General features: G+C 57.3%; 18 protein-coding genes and 1 tRNA gene. 8 read left to right on the forward strand and 11 right to left on the reverse strand.

Going from position 1 to position 18,785, the window contains the following annotated elements; translation table 11 throughout:
- Positions 1-30 precede the first annotated feature (30 nt).
- The 9 genes from ACIPF8_RS08705 to ACIPF8_RS08745 form a co-directional block, all read right to left on the reverse strand.
- Positions 31-600 (reverse strand): MFS transporter, encoded by a 570-nt coding sequence (locus ACIPF8_RS08705; protein WP_400419674.1) that lies wholly within the window; start codon positions 598-600, stop codon positions 31-33.
- 61 nt (positions 601-661) lie between these two features.
- Positions 662-2,002: a dihydrolipoyllysine-residue acetyltransferase gene (gene aceF / locus ACIPF8_RS08710; protein WP_400419677.1), complete on the reverse strand. Its 1,341-nt coding sequence runs from the start codon at positions 2,000-2,002 to the stop codon at positions 662-664.
- 160 nt (positions 2,003-2,162) lie between these two features.
- Positions 2,163-4,859, reverse strand: a complete 2,697-nt coding sequence (gene aceE / locus ACIPF8_RS08715; RefSeq protein ID WP_400419680.1) for a pyruvate dehydrogenase (acetyl-transferring), homodimeric type — start codon at positions 4,857-4,859, stop codon at positions 2,163-2,165.
- Positions 4,860-5,304: 445 nt separating this feature from the next.
- A complete protein-coding gene (locus tag ACIPF8_RS08720) occupies positions 5,305-5,751 on the reverse strand; it encodes an excinuclease ATPase subunit (RefSeq protein WP_400419683.1) in 447 nt (148 codons plus the stop codon).
- A 50-nt stretch (positions 5,752-5,801) separates the two neighbouring features.
- Positions 5,802-6,422: a glycerol-3-phosphate 1-O-acyltransferase PlsY gene (gene plsY / locus ACIPF8_RS08725; protein WP_400419686.1), complete on the reverse strand. Its 621-nt coding sequence runs from the start codon at positions 6,420-6,422 to the stop codon at positions 5,802-5,804.
- A 42-nt stretch (positions 6,423-6,464) separates the two neighbouring features.
- Complete coding sequence (gene ybaK / locus ACIPF8_RS08730; protein WP_400419689.1) at positions 6,465-6,950, reverse strand: Cys-tRNA(Pro) deacylase; 486 nt, start codon at positions 6,948-6,950, stop codon at positions 6,465-6,467.
- A 156-nt stretch (positions 6,951-7,106) separates the two neighbouring features.
- Positions 7,107-7,292, reverse strand: coding sequence for a hypothetical protein (locus ACIPF8_RS08735; RefSeq protein ID WP_400419692.1), 186 nt, complete (start codon positions 7,290-7,292; stop codon positions 7,107-7,109).
- Positions 7,293-7,490: 198 nt separating this feature from the next.
- On the reverse strand, positions 7,491-8,432 hold the full coding sequence (gene xerD / locus ACIPF8_RS08740; protein WP_400419694.1) for a site-specific tyrosine recombinase XerD: 942 nt from the start codon (positions 8,430-8,432) through the stop codon (positions 7,491-7,493).
- Positions 8,429-8,962 carry a methylated-DNA--[protein]-cysteine S-methyltransferase gene (locus ACIPF8_RS08745; RefSeq protein ID WP_400419697.1) on the reverse strand — a complete coding sequence of 178 codons (534 nt, stop codon included), beginning with the start codon at positions 8,960-8,962 and terminating at the stop codon, positions 8,429-8,431. The genes xerD and ACIPF8_RS08745 overlap by 4 nt, the downstream gene beginning before the upstream one ends.
- Before the next feature lie 678 nt (positions 8,963-9,640).
- Here ACIPF8_RS08745 and ACIPF8_RS08750 point away from each other — a divergent pair.
- Complete coding sequence (locus ACIPF8_RS08750; protein ID WP_400419698.1) at positions 9,641-10,534, forward strand: AEC family transporter; 894 nt, start codon at positions 9,641-9,643, stop codon at positions 10,532-10,534.
- 76 nt (positions 10,535-10,610) lie between these two features.
- On the forward strand, positions 10,611-11,063 hold the full coding sequence (gene aac(6') / locus ACIPF8_RS08755) for an aminoglycoside 6'-N-acetyltransferase (RefSeq protein ID WP_400419701.1): 453 nt from the start codon (positions 10,611-10,613) through the stop codon (positions 11,061-11,063).
- Positions 11,064-11,134: 71 nt separating this feature from the next.
- Here the strand turns inward: aac(6') and queG are convergent, their stop codons facing one another.
- Positions 11,135-12,241, reverse strand: a complete 1,107-nt coding sequence (gene queG, locus ACIPF8_RS08760; protein ID WP_400419704.1) for a tRNA epoxyqueuosine(34) reductase QueG — start codon at positions 12,239-12,241, stop codon at positions 11,135-11,137.
- A gap of 47 nt (positions 12,242-12,288) precedes the next feature.
- Between queG and tsaE the strand changes: the two genes are divergently transcribed.
- On the forward strand, positions 12,289-12,774 hold the full coding sequence (tsaE, locus tag ACIPF8_RS08765; RefSeq protein ID WP_400420527.1) for a tRNA (adenosine(37)-N6)-threonylcarbamoyltransferase complex ATPase subunit type 1 TsaE: 486 nt from the start codon (positions 12,289-12,291) through the stop codon (positions 12,772-12,774).
- The gene (locus ACIPF8_RS08770) at positions 12,738-14,144 is read left to right on the forward strand and encodes an N-acetylmuramoyl-L-alanine amidase (RefSeq protein ID WP_400419707.1); all 1,407 of its coding nucleotides are present in this window, start codon (positions 12,738-12,740) and stop codon (positions 14,142-14,144) included. The genes tsaE and ACIPF8_RS08770 overlap by 37 nt, the downstream gene beginning before the upstream one ends.
- 112 nt (positions 14,145-14,256) lie before the next feature.
- On the opposite strand, the gene ACIPF8_RS08775 is transcribed toward ACIPF8_RS08770, so the two are convergent.
- Positions 14,257-14,901 carry a VTT domain-containing protein gene (locus ACIPF8_RS08775; protein WP_400419709.1) on the reverse strand — a complete coding sequence of 215 codons (645 nt, stop codon included), beginning with the start codon at positions 14,899-14,901 and terminating at the stop codon, positions 14,257-14,259.
- 158 nt (positions 14,902-15,059) lie between these two features.
- Between ACIPF8_RS08775 and mutL the strand changes: the two genes are divergently transcribed.
- From mutL to ACIPF8_RS08795, 4 genes are all read left to right on the forward strand, one after another.
- Entirely contained in the window at positions 15,060-16,937 is a 1,878-nt protein-coding gene (mutL, locus tag ACIPF8_RS08780) for a DNA mismatch repair endonuclease MutL (protein ID WP_400419712.1), read from the forward strand.
- 5 nt (positions 16,938-16,942) lie between these two features.
- Positions 16,943-17,941, forward strand: coding sequence for a tRNA (adenosine(37)-N6)-dimethylallyltransferase MiaA (gene miaA, locus ACIPF8_RS08785; RefSeq protein WP_400419714.1), 999 nt, complete (start codon positions 16,943-16,945; stop codon positions 17,939-17,941).
- An 89-nt stretch (positions 17,942-18,030) separates the two neighbouring features.
- Positions 18,031-18,107: transfer RNA gene (locus tag ACIPF8_RS08790), tRNA-Met, on the forward strand.
- Positions 18,108-18,243: 136 nt separating this feature from the next.
- On the forward strand, positions 18,244-18,549 hold the full coding sequence (locus tag ACIPF8_RS08795) for a phage major capsid protein (RefSeq protein WP_400419717.1): 306 nt from the start codon (positions 18,244-18,246) through the stop codon (positions 18,547-18,549).
- Positions 18,550-18,785 lie beyond the last annotated feature (236 nt).

The raw sequence follows: 18,785 nt of genomic DNA on the forward strand, positions 1-18,785 counted from the left end.
TGTGGTGCTAAACGACGTGTGGCGTGCTAGCTACGTTTTCATTTCAAAACTGTGAATGCGCAACGGGGTGGCAGAGCTCTTGTCGAACTCGACGCCTGCATGAATGCCGATCTCGGCAATCCGCTGGGCGCTGATATCCTGCTCGTAGACCGCGTACATCGCACCCAGGGCAAAATTGCGGCCACTGCCGATGCCCCAGAAACGATCGAAACTGAATACTTCGCGATACGAATACACACCGAAAATGCCGTAAGGATTGGCGATCAGCGCGGTGATCTGCGATGACTCGTACGGATCGTCCTCATCTTCCTTGGTATTGAGGAAGTATTGATCCTTGAGGATGGTGTGCACCTTGGAAAAGGTTTCGAATACATCGTCGCGATTATTCAGTTTGCAGTCTTCACCCATGCCGGTCAGCAGTTTGCGCATCACTGGAAAGTGAGCGGCAGTGCCGGCCAGCGTGATGTACGACTCACCAACCTGGAATATCTTGTTGTTGACCTCATAGGCATGCGACAAGCGCGTATCGCCGAACGTCACCAGCGAATCCGATGCAATGGCGATCTGCCCATTTTTTTTGACGACAACGCAAGTAGTCATGGTTGCTCTCCAACGATATGCAAATTGACTTGCAAGGCGGGCACCAAGTGCCCGCCCTACATCACAACAATGTCTTGCGCATGTCGGCCAATACTTCAGCCAGATAGACGCTGAAGCGCGCGCCCATCGCACCGTCGACAACGCGGTGGTCGTAGGACAACGATGTCGGCATCATCAGGCGCGGCACGAACTGCTTGCCGTCCCAGACCGGTTTCATCGATGCTTTCGACAAGCCCAGGATAGCGACTTCAGGTGCATTGATGATTGGCGTAAAGGCCGTACCGCCGATGCCGCCCAAGGACGAAATCGTGAAGGTCGCGCCTTGCATGTCGGCCGGCTTCAACTTGCCGTCGCGCGCTTGTGCGGACAGCTCGCCCATTTCCAGAGCGATCTGGCTGATGCCCTTCTTGTCGGCATCCTTGATCACCGGTACTACCAGGCCATTCGGCGTGTCGGCGGCAAAGCCGATGTTGTAGTACTGCTTGAGGATCAGGTTTTCACCCTTGCCGTCCAGCGAGGAATTGAATGCCGGGAATTTCTTCAGCGCCGCGACGCTGGCTTTGATGACGAACGCCAGCATGGTCAGCTTGACCGGCGACTTGGCCTTGGCGAAGCTGTCGTTGGCTTGCTTGCGGAATTCTTCCAGCTCGGTGATATCGGCTTCGTCGAACTGCGTCACGTGCGGAATCATGACCCAGTTGCGATGCAGGTTCGGGCCGCTGAGTTTCTTGATGCGCGACAGTGGCAGCAACTCGGTCGGACCTTGCTTGCTGAAATCCAGCGATGGCCATGCCAGCAGATCCAGGCCGACACCGCTGCCGCCCTTGCTTGCTGCCGCAGCGCCGTTGGTGTTTGCCGAACCGGCAATCACACCCTTGACGTAGTTCTGCACATCTTCGTGGGTGATGCGGGCCTTGATGCCGGTGCCGGCAACGCGGCTCAGGTCAACGCCCAGCTCACGCGCAAATTTGCGCACCGATGGCGATGCATGCGGGATGCCGCCAGCGCTATTGGCCGCTGCTGCTGGCGCCGCTGCAACGGCTGCAGCAGGTGCCGCTACCGGGGCTGGGGCTGGGGCTGCTGCTACCGGCGCAGGGGCCGGAGCGGCTGCCGCCGGTGCAGGTGCTGCCGCCGCTGGCGCGCTGGCCGGCGCTGCTGCGGCTGCATCGGCTTCCAGTACCAGCACCAATGTGCCTTCCTTGACCTTATCGCCCAGCTTGATCTTCAATTCCTTGATCACGCCCGCGTGGCTCGACGGGATTTCCATGCTGGCCTTGTCGGATTCGACCGTGATCAGCGACTGATCAACTTTTACCGTATCCCCGACTTTTACCATCAATTCAATGACTTCAACTTCACTGACGTCGCCGATATCCGGGACTTTGACTTCCACCATACTCATCGCTTAGCTCCATTCATTCTGCCCGCTGTGAAGTACTACCCCATGCTTCACATTCGTGGAAATATGTTTTGTAGGGTGGGCACACTGTGCCCACACGGCAGCCCCAGCTTGTGCTCCGCGTGGGCATTGCATGCCCACCCTACTCGTCCGGTTATTGCTGTTATTGCGTGACCGGATTCGGCTTCTCCGGATTGATACCATACTTGGTAATCGCATCGGCGACAACTGAGGCCTTGATCTTGCCTTCGTCGGCCAGCGATTTCAATGCAGCCACCGCGACGTAATAGCGATTGACTTCAAAGAACTCACGCAGCTTGGCGCGGGTATCGGAACGGCCGAAACCGTCGGTGCCCAGCACTTTATAGGTACGGCCAGCCGGTACGAACGCGCGTGCCTGCTCGGCGAAAGTACGCATGTAGTCGGTGGAGACGATGATCGGGCCGCTAGTGTCTTTCAGGCATTGGGTGATGTGCGCCACGCGTGGTGTTTCCGTCGGGTGCAACATGTTCCAGCGTTCGACGTCCTGGCCATCGCGAGCCAGCAGCGTGAACGACGGCGCCGACCAGACATCGGCATCAACGCCCCAGTCGCTGGCCAGCAATGCCGCGCCTTCGATGACTTCGCGCAGGATCGTGCCCGAGCCCATCAACTGCACACGCAGCTTGTTCTTCTTGCCGCCTTCCTGCAGCAGGTACAAGCCCTTGATGATGCCCTCTTCCTGGCCTTCCTTCAGACCTGGATGGCTGTAGTTCTCGTTCATCAGGGTCAGGTAGTAGAACACGTCTTCCTGGTTGGTGACCATGCGGCGCAAGCCGTCATGCATGATGACTGCCACTTCGTGCGAGAAGGTCGGATCGTAAGGCACGCAGTTCGGGATGGTCGATGCCAGCACATGGCTGTGGCCATCTTCGTGCTGCAGGCCTTCACCGTTCAATGTGGTACGGCCAGCGGTGCCGCCCAACAGGAAGCCGCGGGCGCGCATGTCGCCGGCTGCCCAAGCCAGGTCGCCGATACGCTGCAGACCGAACATCGAGTAATAAGTGTAGAACGGGATCATGACCCGGTTGTTGGTCGAGTACGAAGTCGCCGCAGCAATCCACGAGCTCATGCCGCCAGCTTCGTTGATGCCTTCCTGCAGGATCTGGCCGGCCTTGTCTTCACGGTAGTACATCACCTGGTCTTTATCGACTGGTTCGTACAGCTGGCCGACCTGGCTGAAAATACCGATCTGGCGGAACAGGCCTTCCATACCGAAAGTACGCGATTCGTCGACCATGATCGGCACCACGCGCTGGCCCAGGCTCGGGTCACGCAGCAGTGTGTTCAGGATACGGACGTAAGCCTGGGTCGTGGAAATTTCACGGCCTTCGGCGGTTGGCTCCAACGCGCCCTTGAATGCCGACAATTCCGGCACGATCAACTCTTCGTCAGCCTTTTGGCGACGTTGTGGCAGGTAACCGCCCAACTCTTTACGACGGGCATGCAGGTACTGCATTTCCGGAGTGTCGTCGGCTGGCTTGAAGAACGGCACGCTTGGCAGCTGCTCATCGGAAATCGGCAACTGGAAGCGGTCGCGCATGGCCTTGATGGCTTCGTCGTCCAGCTTCTTGGTGTTGTGCGCGGTGTTGCGCGCTTCGCCCGATTTGCCGAAGCCGTAGCCCTTGATACTCTTGACCAGCAACACGGTCGGCTGGCCCTTGTGTTCCTGCGCCACTTTGAATGCAGCGTAGATCTTGTGCGGATCGTGGCCGCCACGGGTCAGGTGCCAGATGTCGTCGTCGGACATCTTGCTGACCAGTTCCAGCAACTTTGGATGCTTGCCGAAGAAATGCTTGCGCACGAAAGCGCCATCCTTGGCCTTGTAGTTCTGGTATTCGCCGTCGACGGTTTCCATCATCACGCGCTGCAGGATGCCTTCCTTGTCGCGCGCCAGCAGATCGTCCCAGCCTGCGCCCCAGATGACCTTGACCACGTTCCAGCCAGCGCCGCGGAAATCGCTTTCCAGTTCCTGGATGATCTTGCCGTTGCCGCGCACCGGACCGTCCAGGCGCTGCAGGTTACAGTTGACCACGATCACCAGGTTGTCCAGACGTTCGCGGCCGGCCATGCCGATCGCGCCCATCGATTCCGGTTCATCCATCTCGCCATCGCCGCAGAACGCCCAGACCTTGCGGTTAGCCGTGTCGGCGATGCCGCGTGCATGCAGATACTTCAGGAAACGCGCTTGATAGATCGCCATCAATGGGCCCAGGCCCATGGATACAGTCGGGAATTGCCAGAAATCCGGCATCAGCTTTGGATGCGGATAAGAAGACAGGCCGTTGCCATCGACTTCGCGACGGAAATGCAGCAGTTGTTCTTCAGTCAGGCGGCCTTCGAGGAACGCGCGGGCATAGATGCCTGGCGACGAGTGGCCCTGGATGTACAGCAGGTCGCCACCGTGGTTTTCGGAAGGAGCGTGCCAGAAATGGTTGAAGCCGATGCCGAGCATGTTGGCCAGCGAAGCGAAGCTGGACAGATGGCCGCCGAGGTCGCCGTCGAGGCGATTGGCCTTGACCACCATCGCCATCGCATTCCAGCGCATCCACGAGCGCAGGCGCTCTTCGATTTCCAGATCGCCAGGGCAAGGCTCGCCCATGTGGGCCGGGATGGTGTTAACGTAAGCGGTATTGCTGGAAAACGGGATCTGGGCGCCACGACGACGGGCCAGGTCAACCATTCTTTCCATCAGATAGTGGGCGCGCTCAGGGCCTTCGGTTTCGATGACCGCTTCGAGCGCATCAAGCCACTCTTGCGTTTCAATGACATCTGGATCTTTGGCGGCTTGGGCCAAAACCTGGTCGAGCTGGGCTGACATGCTGAGTCTCCTGAATTTGTGCGCCTGTCCAATTTAGCATCGGACTAGCGGGTTGGGTCGCAAGCATCTACGTCACTTTGTAGACGGGTGCCAAATTCTAACAGGACTTTTTTACACTTCCAAATAGCGATATGTGATTTCACAATGCAAAATTATGCTGCACAGCAAGGTGATTTACGTGAAAAATCTGATGCCTTGAGATTCCTTCATGGACATAGTAAAGAGAATATCTGCAAATCTTCCCATGACGCGCCGCAGCAATAGTTGCAGATAGTTATGACTCGAATATCACTTATATCTGTTTCAATATAAGGAATTACAGAAATCCAAATAAAAAAGCGCTAACCTTTTGTCGGTTAGCGCTTTTTCGATACTTATTGACCAGGCCTCCCGTCGCGCGGACATGGCATGCCAAAGGATTGCGTATCCAGTCTTGTATTCGCCCTTATTTGGCAATCTTGACGAACTCACCCTTGAAGGCGGCGCCGGCCATGATGGCGCCGACATGGCATTCGAATTCGGTAGAACTCGAATATTCGATATTGTCGTAGTTACTGACGATATTGACGACAGCATTCGCGCCCAGATCGATGGCGCGCTTTTGCAGGCGCAGCATCGCCGACAAAAATACCCAATGACAGGCTTTTTCGTCGGATTTGCCGAATGCATTGGTCTTCTGGCTGGTTTTATCGACTCCCAATTTGCTCAAGACCGGAGGCGTCGGCTGATTACCAAAATAAAACTTCACGCTGTCACCCAGACGGCTCTGCGCATCGTTGTCCGCCATCGCCGCCGCCAGCGGCAGCATCACCTTGCGATCTGCAGCTTGCGCCGGCAACGTGTTGATCAGCGCGACGGCCACCACTGCGGCCAGCAAAATCTTTCTTTTCATTTTTTCCCTTTTTTTGACTTCAGATTGACAGAGCGATGGCGCAAACCCGGCTAAACGGCCTTGCCGCCATTCTTCTTGGCGCCGATGCGACTTTCCTTACCAGCCAGCAGGTTGCCGATATTTTTAGCGTGGCGATAAATCAGCAGTGCGCTCATCACGACAATCGCCAGCAGGATCATGTCGGGACCTTCCAGCAAGGTGTAGAAGAACGGCGCGAATACGCTGGCAATCAGCGCCGCCAGCGACGAATAACGGAACGCATAGGCGATGATCAGCCAGGTACCGATGGTCGCCAGCCCCAGCCATGGATTGATGCCGATCAGGATGCCGAGCAGCGTCGCCACGCCTTTGCCACCGGCAAAGCGAAAAAACACCGGCCACAGGTGGCCCAGGAAAACCGCCACCGCAGTCAGCGCCACCGCGCCATCGCCTAGGCCGAATTGCGGCCCGAACTTCTGCGTCAGCCATACCGCCAGCCAGCCCTTGAAGCCATCGCCCAGCAATGTCAGTGCGGCAGCGGTCTTGTTCCCGCTTCTCAGCACATTGGTGGCTCCCGGATTGTTCGATCCGTAGGTACGCGGATCCCCCAGGCCAAACACTTTGCTGGTGAGGATGCCAAACGAAATCGAACCGATCAGGTAGGCTGCAATGATGAATAACAATGTGTACATGCGTGTCTCTTTCTCTTCTTTGTCTTTATGGGTTCAGAGCTGTCACTCTTCCAGTGCGCAGCTGACAGGCTGCGCCTGCAGCAGGTCGAGCGCGATGTGCGGCGCCAAACCGATCAGGTAGCCGCGACGGCCGCCGTTAATATAAATCTTTTGCAGCGCCAGGATGCTCTCTTCTATATAGACAGGCATCGCCTTGCGCGTGGCGAACGGCGATGTGCCGCCGATCAGGTAGCCCGAATGGCGATTCGCCACTTCCGGCTTGCACGGTTCGATCGATTTGCAGCCGATCTGCCGCGCCAGGTTCTTGGTCGACACCTTGCGGTCGCCATGCATCAAGACGATCAGCGGCTTGGCCGCCTCGTTCTGCATCACCAGCGTCTTCACCACATGGTGTTCATCCACGCCTAATGCGCGCGCCGATACCGTGGTGCCGCCATGTTCTTCATACTCATAGGGATGTTCGGAAAAGACCGCACCGTGCTTGCGCAGGAATTGCGTCGCCGGCGTCTCTGAAATGTGTTTTGTCATACTGGGCAAGTTGAATACACCGATCGATACCGGGGCATGCAAATAATGTTGTCGTCAAACCTGATGCGGCGACATTATGCAACGAGACTGCGGATTTGTGACATCGTCGTTGATCCGCGCCCCATCCAGTGCATTGCAGCTGATTTTCAAGCAGGCTTAAGGCTGCTTCGGTTCATCGGGAGCAGGTTCGCCGCTGCCCGGTTCCTCAGGTTCCGCAGTTTCGTCGGATTCGACTTCGGTGGAAGAACCCTTCTCCAGCTTGCGCTTCAGCTTTTCTTCCTTTTTCTTTTTCTTCTCTAATTCTTTTTGCCGTTTTTCATATTGAAAATTTGTTTTTGCCAATTGCGCCCCCTAAATAAGCTCTTTATAGATGATGTACAGGATACAGGAGAAGCCAGCGCATTGCGGAACAGAGTTTACGTACTGCCCTCGCCAGAAAAATTAATCTATCGTCAACTAAACCGTTGCGTGCATTATCCTGCCTTGCGCAGAACTTGTCCAAAAAATCACATCCCCGCGCGTTTTAACCTGACAGCCAGGTCAACGTCCGCGCGGATGATGCTCTTCATGTAATTTTTTCAAGCGTTCGCGCGCCACGTGCGTGTAAATCTGCGTGGTCGATATGTCGGCATGACCCAGCAGCAGCTGCACCACCCGCAAATCGGCGCCGTGGTTGAGCAAATGGGTAGCAAATGCATGGCGCAAGGTATGTGGCGACAGCGGCGCATTGATAGCAGCCCGCAATGCGTATTTCTTGATCAGCGTCCAGAACATCTGGCGCGTCATTGCGCCACCACGCGCTGTCACGAATAAGGCGTCATCCATCTGGCCGCTCAGGATCTGGCCACGCGCGTCGTGCAGGTAGCGCACGATCCAGCTGCGCGCCTCCTCGCCGAACGGCAACAGCCGGGTTTTATTCCCCTTGCCGGTCACCCGCAACACGCCCTCCTTCATGCCGACCTCGATCGTCTTCAGCAACACCAGTTCCGACACCCGCAAACCGCTGGCGTACATCAGTTCCAGCATGGTGCGGTCGCGCAGGCCGAGCGGCGTGTTGACATCGGGCGCCGCCAGCAATGCCTCCACTTGCGCTTCCGACAGCACCTTGGGAAAGCGCGGCGCCTGCTTGGCCGAACGCAAGTGCAGGCAGGGATCGGTACTGATGCGGTTTTGCCGCAAGGCCAGCAGGTAGAAACGCTTCAGCACCGCCAGCCGCCGATTCGCCGAGGTGGCCTTGCTGGTATCGTGCTTGGCAAGGAAATAGGCGTTGAGGTCGCCGGCGTCGATCGCGAACAGCGACTTGCGCTCCGGCTGTTCTTGCAGCCACAGCGCGAACAAGCTCATGTCGCGGCGATACGCTTCCAGCGAATTTTTGGCGAGGCCGTCTTCCAGCCACAGGCTGTCGCAAAACTCGTCGATTGCAGTTTGATTGTCGGCAGTCAGCGTCGGCTTCGGTGGACCATCGGCACGCGGTTTCCTCACAAGCCGACCACGCCTTCGTGTTCCAGCAGCCAGCGCTTGACCCGGATATGGAAACCGTCTTCTTCATCGTGATGAGAAAAGCCGCCGATGCCGCCGGCAGCAGTGACGCGATGGCAAGGGATCACCAATGGAAACCAGTTCGATCCGCAAGCCTGGCCGACAGCGCGCGGCGCCGACTCCACCAGCTTGGCGACCTGGCCGTAAGTGAGTACTTGACCACGCGGGATCGCAGAAATCGCTTTCCAGACCCTATGCTGGAAAGCGGTGCCGAGCGGCGCCAGCGGCAGGTCGAAGCGGAAATCGGGTTGCGCGACATAGCGGCCGATCTGCTTCACGACACGCTCAGCCAGTGCGTCGCTCGCGTCTTTTTCGTGGAATGATGGCGGCAGATAAACCAGCTCGCGCACCAGGCCGGCATCGGTGCGAATGCCGATCGCGCCGAACGGTACGGCCACGACAGCAGAGAAATGCTGCGCAGGCAGTTGGCCGCCGGCGACACGTTTGAGTGGACTATCAGAGATGATATTCATGCTGCAGGGCCTATTCACATATTCACATTTGATTTGGGAGTGCCAAGCCGCGGCCAGCACGCGCTCTGCTTGAAACGTATCCCCCCAATCAAATGCTAACAGACCTGAGCATAAAATAAAAAAGGCGCATCTGACGATGCGCCTCAAATTACTTCTATATGCACTCCCGGCTGTTTCGACAGCTTCATTTGGAATGCACGGTCTCCTCAGTATCCCCGGTATCAATACCGTTCTTATGCACCACCACCTTAAAATATTCAATGTCGCCGGCAAGCGCTCCTGCCGACATGCTCAAAAATCAGAATTCTGTGTCACATACCTGTTACTGCCGGAAACCGAAATCCGGTTCAATTTGCCGCACTCTTTGTAGCAACATTAAGTAGCAATATCAAATTGTGGACGCACTGTAACAGGTGTTGCGTCGACTTAACAAATAATTTATATGAATCATTTTTGTGAAACAACATAGGTTTTCACTAAATCCCTATCAAATAAACATTATTAATTTCCACGTGGAAATTAACGTTAAGTATTTGCTTTAAGACATTCCCATATAAAATGACCGGCCACATGGCGACATCGAAATTTCCGATACAAATTGCGGCCGGACCAGGTTAGCAACAGCTAACAATAATCCGCAGCTGCTATGTAACTCCTCTCACCAATATCCGCCACTCCATGTACATCGTCAACCTGCTGCTCCCCGATTTCACCCTGATTCTGCTGGGGGTCGCCCTGCGCCGCCTGAGTAATTGGAGCAGCGACTTCTGGACCGGCGCGGAAAAGCTGGTGTACTTCCTGTTATTCCCGGCGCTGCTGTTCTACTCCACTGCACGGACGCCGCTGCGCTTCGACACCAGCGGCAAGATGCTGGTGGTCGGCTTGCTGGCGCTGGTCGGCGCCATCATCCTGACCTGGCTGGGCAAGCCGTGGATCAAGGCGGCGCCGATGGATTACGAATCCGGCATGCAAACCAGTTATCGCTTCAATTCCTATATGGCGCTGGCGTTGGCCGCCAGGTTGGGCGGCGAGGAAGCCACCGGCATGATGGCTTTGCTGATCGGTTTCGGCGTACCGCTATGCAACCTGGCTGCGGTGCATGCGCTGGCGCACAAGAATGGCGGCCTGTTCAAGGAGCTGGCGCGCAATCCGCTGCTGATCGCCACCGCCTGTGGCTTACTGTACAGCTTGTTGGGATTGCCGATGCCGGAAGTCGCCGGTGCGGTGTTGTCGCGCCTGGGCAATGCGGCACTGGCGCTGGGATTGCTGCTGGTCGGCGCCGGCTTGCACTTGACCGGAGTCCAACGCGCCAAGGCACTGTCGGTCTATTTCCTGGCAGTGAAACTGCTGGCGTTGCCGACCCTGGCTTTCCTGCTTGGGCAGTATTTCCAGCTGGCGCCGGCGCAATTGCAGATCGTAGTGCTGTTTTCTGCGCTGCCGACCGCGTCCAGCTCGTACATCCTGGCGGCCAGGATGGGTGGCAACGGTCCGTTGGTGGCTTTCCTGGTTTCCGCCGGCACCATGTTGTCGGCCTTGACCCTGCCGTTCTGGCTGTGGATGCTGCAGCATTGAAGAGCCGTCAAGCCGCTCTGTGCAGCCATATGTCGATTGAAACAGGCAAAAAATCTAACGCACGAGGTTATGTTTAATGAAAATTAAAAAATTAAGTAAGTCGAATTTATATCTATGGACAGGGCTAAGAAAACAATTATGGCCAGCCCCCTCTGAAACTGCAAATGAATCAGATGGAGAGGAAATTATTCGGTCTGCTCACCTGGTTTCATTTATAGCTCTAGATGATGACGATAAAGGTCTTGGTTTCGCCGACGCGTCGATCAGAAACGACTATGTAAATGGCTGTAGCGACAGTCCCGTCGCCTTTCTTGAAGGAATTTTTGTTACGCCATCGTGTCGAGGAAGAGGGGTCGCGAAACAACTGATCGACGCAGTGCAATCATGGGGATTGGAAAAGGGCTGTAAAGAACTGGCATCAGATACGGCCCTGGACAACGTTACGTCACAAAAAGTACATAACGCGCTGGGATTTAAGGAGACCGAGAAAGTTGTTTTCTTCAAAAAGGAATTAACAAAATCCTTTTAATATCCCTAAGCATCGTATTTACCACCATCCAGTAAAAGCAGAGGTGCGCTGGGTAGCGACAGCGAATCTCCTCAAGCTGCTCCGTGCTGCAGCAAAGCCCACTCAACATGCTCGCGCACCAGCTCGGATGGATCGTCGATACGCGCACGCAAGGCAGCCACAATCTCGGGCGTACTAACATCGGCTGCGGCGGCGTTACCTAAACCCACCGCCATATTGCGCAACCAGCGCTGATAGCCGATGCGGCGAATCGGGCTGCCTTCCATGCGGCTGTTGAACTGCGCTTCAGTCCAGCCAAACAACTCCACCAGCGTGGCCCGGTCCAAGCCGTTGCGTACATCGAAATCGCCCAGCGTGGACGGCTGTGCGAATTTGTTCCAGGGACAAAACAGCTGGCAATCGTCGCAGCCATACACCCGGTTGCCGATCAACGGCCGCAGCTCAAGCGGGATGCTGCCTTTCAACTCGATCGTCAGATAGGAGATACAACGCCGGGCGTCGAGCCGGTAAGGGCCGACAATCGCCTTGGTCGGACAGACATCGATGCAGGCGCTGCACTGCCCGCAATGCGAACTGATCGGCGCATCCAGTGGCAACGGCAGATCGGTCAGGATTTCACCGAGGAAGAAGAACGATCCGGCCTCGCGGTTGAGCAGCAAGGTATGCTTGCCGCGCCAGCCCAAACCGGCCTTCTGCGCCAACGCCACTTCCATCACCGGCGCCGAATCGGTGAATACCCGATAACCGAATTCGCCGATTTCATCCTTGATGCGGTCGGCCAGTTGTTGCAGGCGCGAGCGCAACACCTTGTGATAATCGCGGCCGCGCGCATACAGCGACACCGTGGCCGTATCCGCCGCGGCCTTTTCCAACCTGGCTTGTTCGCGTTGACGCCATTGACCGTCATCGCCCTGGTACTCGCGCGGCAAATAGTCCATGCGCGCCACGATCGCCCGGATCGTTCCCGGCACCAATTCTGCAGGCCGGGCGCGCTTCATTCCGTGCGCTGCCATATAATCCATCTCACCGTGATAGCCGAGCTCTAGCCACGCCTGAAAACCCGCCTCCTGTTGCGCCAGATCGACGTCGGAAATGCGGATATCGGCAAAGCCAAGCTCCCGCCCCCATGCCTTGATGGTGTTGGCCAGAGCGATTAAATTGTGATCCGTTGCAAGCATCGAGCAGGTATTCCGGGAAGACTTTATATAGAGGACTATGTTACGTGATGCCGCATTTTACTACCCACCTGCATGATGAAGCCGGCACCAACGCCTTGGGCGCGGCATTGGCGCGGGCTTTGCTGCCCGGACTTTCGATCCATCTGCAGGGCGATCTGGGCGCCGGCAAGACTGCCCTGACCCGTGCCTTGCTGCACGCCGCCGGCTACCAGGGCCACGTCAAGAGTCCAACTTACACTCTTGCGGAACCTTATGCCATCCGGATTGACCAACAAACGGTCGAATTGATCCATTTCGACTTGTACAGGATGGCCAGTCCGGACGAATTTCTGGAGGCTGGTTTCCGGGAGCATTTCAACAGCACCAATGTCTGTATCGTCGAGTGGCCGGAAAAAGGAGCTCCAGCGTTGCCAGAGCCCGATATTCGTGTATTACTCAGTGTTTCCGGCAAGGGACGTGATGTAGAATTGCAGGCGTTATCTGATAAGGGTAGTCAATGTCTCGCTCGACTGAAATTTGCACCAAACCTCTGAAATCGAAAATCCGCCGGACTGTCCTCAAGGCCGGCGGCACGCTGCTCATTTCAGTCCTCGCGCCGATATCCGCGCGCGCCGCGCAAATTGTCGCGGTGCGGGTCTGGCCAGCAGAAGACTACACCCGCGTCACGCTGGAAAATGACGCCGAACTGAAGACCTCCCATTTCCTGGTGCAGAATCCGGACCGGATGGTGGTCGACATCGAAGGCATCGAACTCAATCCGACCTTGAAAGAACTGGTCGCCAAGATCCAGCCGAACGATCCCTACATCAAGCAAGTCCGCGTCGGTCAGAACCGCCCGAATGTGGTGCGGCTGGTGTTCGACCTGAAGGAAGAAGTCAAGCCGCAGGTGTTTAGCCTGCCGCCGGTCGGCACTTACCAGCATCGTCTGGTGTTCGACCTGTACCCGGTCAACCCGCCCGACCCGATCGCGGCGATGATCGAAAAAGGCGAATGGCCGAGCGGCTCTACCGTCGATCAGGCGCCGCAGGTGGCGCAAGCGCAGGCGCCGCAGGTGGCGCAAGCGCAGCCGCCGCAGCCACAAGCTCAGCAACCAAAACCGCAGGCGCAAACGCCCCAACCGCAACTGCAGCCGGAGCAGCCGCAAATTGCGCGCATCGATCCGAAACCTGATCGCACTCCGACTCCCGGCCTGACCCGCATGATCACCATCGCCCTCGATCCCGGCCATGGCGGCGAGGATCCTGGCGCCACCGGACGTGGCGGCAACCGTGAAAAAGACGTGGTGCTGTCGATCGCCAAACGCCTCAAGGCCAAGATCGAGCAACAGCCGAACATGCGCGTGATGCTGACCCGCGACGCCGATTTCTTCGTCCCGCTTGGTGTCCGTGTGCAAAAAGCGCGCAAAGTGCAAGCCGACCTGTTCGTCTCGATCCATGCCGACGCCTTCGTCACGCCAACCGCGCGCGGCTCCTCGGTGTTCGCACTATCGGAAAAAGGCGCCACCTCAACTGCTGCGCGCTGGATGGCCAACAAGGAAAATTCGGCCGACCTGATCGGCGGCATCAACATCAAGAGCCATGACAAGCAACTGGCCAGCGTCTTGCTGGATTTGTCGACCACGGCGCAGATCAACGACAGCATGAAACTCGGCAGCGCAGTGTTGAGCGAAATCGGCGGCATCAACAAGCTGCACAAGGGCGCGGTAGAGCAAGCCGGCTTCGCAGTGCTCAAGGCGCCGGATATCCCAAGCATCCTGATCGAAACCGCGTTCATTTCCAATCCGGAAGAAGAAGCCAAGCTGACCGACAATGCTTATCAGGACCAGATGGCCGATGCCGTATTGAAAGGCATCAAGAAGTATTTCTCCCACAACCCGCCGCTGGCCAGAAACCGCCTGACCTGACCCTGCGTTCAGCAAGGTCTAAAACAACAAGGGCCTGATGCATCGATATGCATCAGGCCCTTGTTTCATTCCCAAAGCGTTATTAAAACGCCTGGGAATTTCTTTGAGAAGATTACGCGCCGCGCAGTTTGTGATACAGCTTCCAGACCGCACCCGCCGCCACCGGCACCACCGCAGCACCTACGCCGATCAGCACAATGGTGTTCAGATGATCGCGGATGATAGGGATATTGCCGAAGAAATAGCCCGCAGTCACCAGACCGATCACCCAAAGCAGCGCGCCGGTAATATTGAAGAACTGGAATTTCGAGAACGTCATTTCCGATACGCCAGCCACAAACGGCGCGAAGGTCCGCACGATCGGCACGAAACGCGACAGGATGATGGTCTTGCCGCCGTGGTGTTCATAGAAGGCATGCGTCTTTTGCAACGCTGTCTTGTCCAGCCAGCGGTAATCATGGGTATAGACTTTATGCCCGATCAAGCTGCCGATCCAGTAATTCAAGGTATTGCCGGTGGTTGCCGCAATAATCAGCAAGCCCATCAGGACCCAGATGTTCATGTCGCCGGTCGCACAGAATGCGCCTGCGACAAACAGCAATGTATCGCCAGGCAAAAACGGCAGCACAACCAAACCGGTTTCGCAAAAAACAATCAGGAACAGCACCATGTAGATCAGCGTGCCGTATTCCTTGATCAAGAAGCCAAGGGATTTATCGACGTGCAGGATGACATCGATGAATTGCATAAAGTCCATAAGTGGGGTTTCCTCAGTTAGCGCGGGAATAATACACTACGAAAGACAGCAAAAAGACAGATCGGTTGCCTGATTATGTCTGCACTTGCTAAAAAAGCCTTACAACGAGCCATGCGGCAACTCCCAGCCGGCGCCCCGCGCTTCGGTATAATCGCTGCATGAATGCACCGCTCTCCCCTATCCGCCCGATCCAGCAACTGCCGGACAACCTGATTTCGCAAATCGCCGCCGGCGAAGTGGTCGAACGGCCGTCCGCCGTAGTCAAGGAATTATTGGAAAACGCGCTCGACGCCGGCTCCAGCCAGATTACGGTCCGATTGGAGCAAGGCGGCGTCAAACGCATCGCCATCACCGATAACGGCCGCGGCATCACGCCGGAACAATTGCCTTTGGCGCTGGCGCGCCACGCGACCTCCAAAATCGCCTCGCTGAACGACCTGGAAAACGTTGCCACCCTGGGTTTTCGTGGTGAAGCACTGGCCTCGATCGCCTCGGTATCGCAACTGACGCTGACCTCGCGCACCGCCGACGCCGCGCATGCTTCGGAAATCGATGGCAGTACGCTGGCCGTAACGCCATCGTCCGGCGCCCAAGGCACCACCGTCGATGTGCAGGACCTGTACTTCAATACGCCGGCGCGGCGCAAGTTTTTGAAATCGGAACAGACCGAATTCGGCCATTGCGCGGAAGTGGTGCGACGCATCGCCCTGGCGCGGCCGGATGTGTCTTTTTCGTTGACCCACAACGGCAAGACCATCGATCACTGGAACGTCACCGAAATCGCCAAGCGCAGCGCCAGCATCCTCGGCAACGAGTTCGCCAACGCCCGCCTGGCGCTGGACGAAGCCGCCGGGCCACTGCGCCTGCACGGCTTCGTCGGCTTGCCGACCGCCTCCAAGGCGCGTGCCGATGCCCAGTATTTCTACGTCAACGGCCGCTTCGTGCGCGACAAGCTGCTGGTGCATGCGGTACGCGCCGCCTATCAGGATGTGCTGCACGGCGACCGTTATCCTTCATATGTACTTGGGTTAGACCTGGACCCGGCGCTGGTCGACGTCAATGTCCACCCATCGAAAATCGAAGTGCGCTTCCGCGACAGTCGCGCCGTGCATCAATTCGTATTCCACGCCGTCAGCCGCGCGCTGGCGCAAACCTCGGCCACGTCTTTTGGCGCGACACCGGCGCCGCTGGCCGCGCCTACCGGCGCCATGCCCTGGATTCGCGGTTCGCAGGAACATCTGCAGGCAATTCTGCAACCGGGCGCACAACCGCTGCAGCACCAGACTTCGTTCGGCCCGCAATTTGCGCCGGCGACACATGGCGTCGCCCAAACCGCAGCCAATTATGGTGCGCTATTTGCCGATGGCGACCGTTCAGCAAACAACGCGAATGGCTACACCGCGAGCTATGCGCCAGCAATTCCCGCCGCCAATCAAACCCTGCCGGCCGACGATTTCCCGCTCGGCTTCGCGCTGGCGCAATTGCACGGCATCTACATCCTGGCGCAAAACACCAAGGGCCTGGTGCTGGTCGACATGCACGCGGCGCATGAACGCATTCTGTATGAACAGCTGAAAGGCGCGCTGGATGAAGATGCGATGCAGGTGCAGCCGCTGCTGATTCCGGTGACGTTCTTCGCCGATGCGGTCGAAGTCGGCACCGCCGAAGAAAACCGCGACACCCTGCATGCACTGGGCTTCGACATCGCCGCCATGTCGCCCACCACGCTGGCGGTGCGCTCGGTGCCGGCCCTGCTGAAAAACGCCGATGCGCAAACGCTGGCGCGCGATGTGCTGCGCGATGTGCGCGAATTCGGCGGCTCCCGGGTCCTGGTCGAACGCCGCAATGAACTGCTCGGCACGCTGGCCTGCCACACCGCCGTGCGCGCCAACCGCAGCCTGACCATCCCGGAAATGAACGCCCTGCTGCGCCAGATGGAAGCCACCGAACGCGCCGACCAGTGCAACCACGGCCGTCCAACCTGGAGCCAGCTGGCTCTGTCCGATCTGGATAAACTCTTTTTACGCGGACAGTAAGCAGCATGTCATCCCCTTCCGCATCATCCGCGCGCAAGCCGCTGGTTGTCGCCATCATGGGCCCGACCGCGTCCGGTAAAACCGCCTCCGCCCTGGAAATCGCACGCCACATCCCCTCCGAAATCATCTCGGTCGATTCGGCCCTGGTGTATCGCGGCATGGACATCGGCACCGCCAAACCCAGCCCCGAGGAATTAGCCGCCGTCCCGCACCACCTGATCGACATCATGGAGCCGACCCAGTCCTATTCGGCCATGCAATTCCGCGACGATGCGCTGCGCCTGTTCGCAGAAATCCACGCGCGCGGCAAGCTGGTGCTGATGGTCGGCGGCACCATGCTGTATTTCAAGGCCCTGCGCGACGGCCTCGACGAACTGCCGCAAGCCGATCCGGCGCTGCGCGCCCGGCTCGACGCCGAAGCCGCCAAGATCGGCGTCCCCGGCATGCACGCCAAGCTGGCCCAGCTCGACCCGATCACCGCCGCTCGCCTGAAACCCAACGACAGCCAGCGCATCCAGCGCGCGCTGGAAATCATCGAACTCAGCGGCCAGACCATGTCCTCGCTGCTGACCGACCGCCCTGCCCCCGAACTGCCGTTCGACATCTTGCCGCTGGCTTTGGAACCTTCCGACCGCAGCGTATTGCACCAACGCATCGCCCAGCGTTTCGATTTGATGTTAGGTCAACAACATGACGGTCCGGTGGAGGGGGGATTGACGAAGGGCGGCTTAATACAGGAAGTAGAAACCCTGCGCGCCCGCGGCGACCTGCACCTAGGCTTGCCGTCGATGCGCTGCGTCGGCTATCGCCAGACCTGGGAATACCTGGACGGCCAGTACGGCTACCAGGAGTTACGCGAAAAAGGCATCGCCGCCACCCGCCAGCTGGCCAAGCGCCAACTCACCTGGCTGCGCTCCATGCCGGAACGCATCGTGATCGACTGCATCGGCAACCACGTCGCCGAGACCGTCCTGGAGACAGTCAGCAACGCCCTAAAACGATAATAACGTCACAATTTTTGCCAAAAATTCGGGGCAAAATTCTGTTTTTCTTGACAGCTTTTAACGGAAACCGCATAATTGCGGGCTTGTTTGGTGATATAGCTCAGTTGGTTAGAGCACAGCACTCATAATGCTGGGGTCGGTGGTTCAAGTCCACCTATCACCACCACCGACACGTTTCAAGACGTACATTAACCCGCCTCTAGCCTTGTGCTGATGCGGGTTTTTTGTTTTTTGCGGCACTTTTGAGTTCCTTGCATGCAATTTCTTGTATCCATATAGCGGCCAGTTGTCACGCTTGCACATTGCTCCCAACGTCAAAGCAGATTCTTGACGACGCAGCAAAGCTGCAATCTTTCATCGGCAATCGATTGTTGCAGGGTTTAAAAATCAAGGAAGAGGATCAACTGCTAAATGGGGACAGCAAGCTGGGCAACGTGGCCGGCCTGCTCAAGCCAGGTAACTTCACGGCGTTTAACAATGATCTGCGCCAGAAAGGTGATACAAAAATTGATGTGATCCGCCGCGCGATTCTTCAACTCCAGCTGGCCGAGTGTAACCCTACCGGCGTAGTGCTGAATCCAACGGACTGGGCCGACATCGAGTTATAGAAAGATTCTACAGGTCAGTACATTTGGGTTACGTGACGACTGGAGGCGAATCCAAAGTATGGCGCCTGGCCGTTGTGTCTACCAACGCGATTGCGGCAGGAAATCTTCTTGGTTGGCTGTTTCCCGGCCGCAGCAGTCGTCTACGATCGTCAAGAAGCCACTATTGAGATCAGTCGAGAGCACGGGGGACAACTTCGTGAAGAATATACTCACGATTCTGGTAGAAGAACGGCTAG

Origin of the sequence: Collimonas sp. NPDC087041 (assembly GCF_044745265.1) — a bacterium.
In the GTDB taxonomy this organism is placed as follows: Bacteria; Pseudomonadota; Gammaproteobacteria; order Burkholderiales; family Burkholderiaceae_D; genus Collimonas.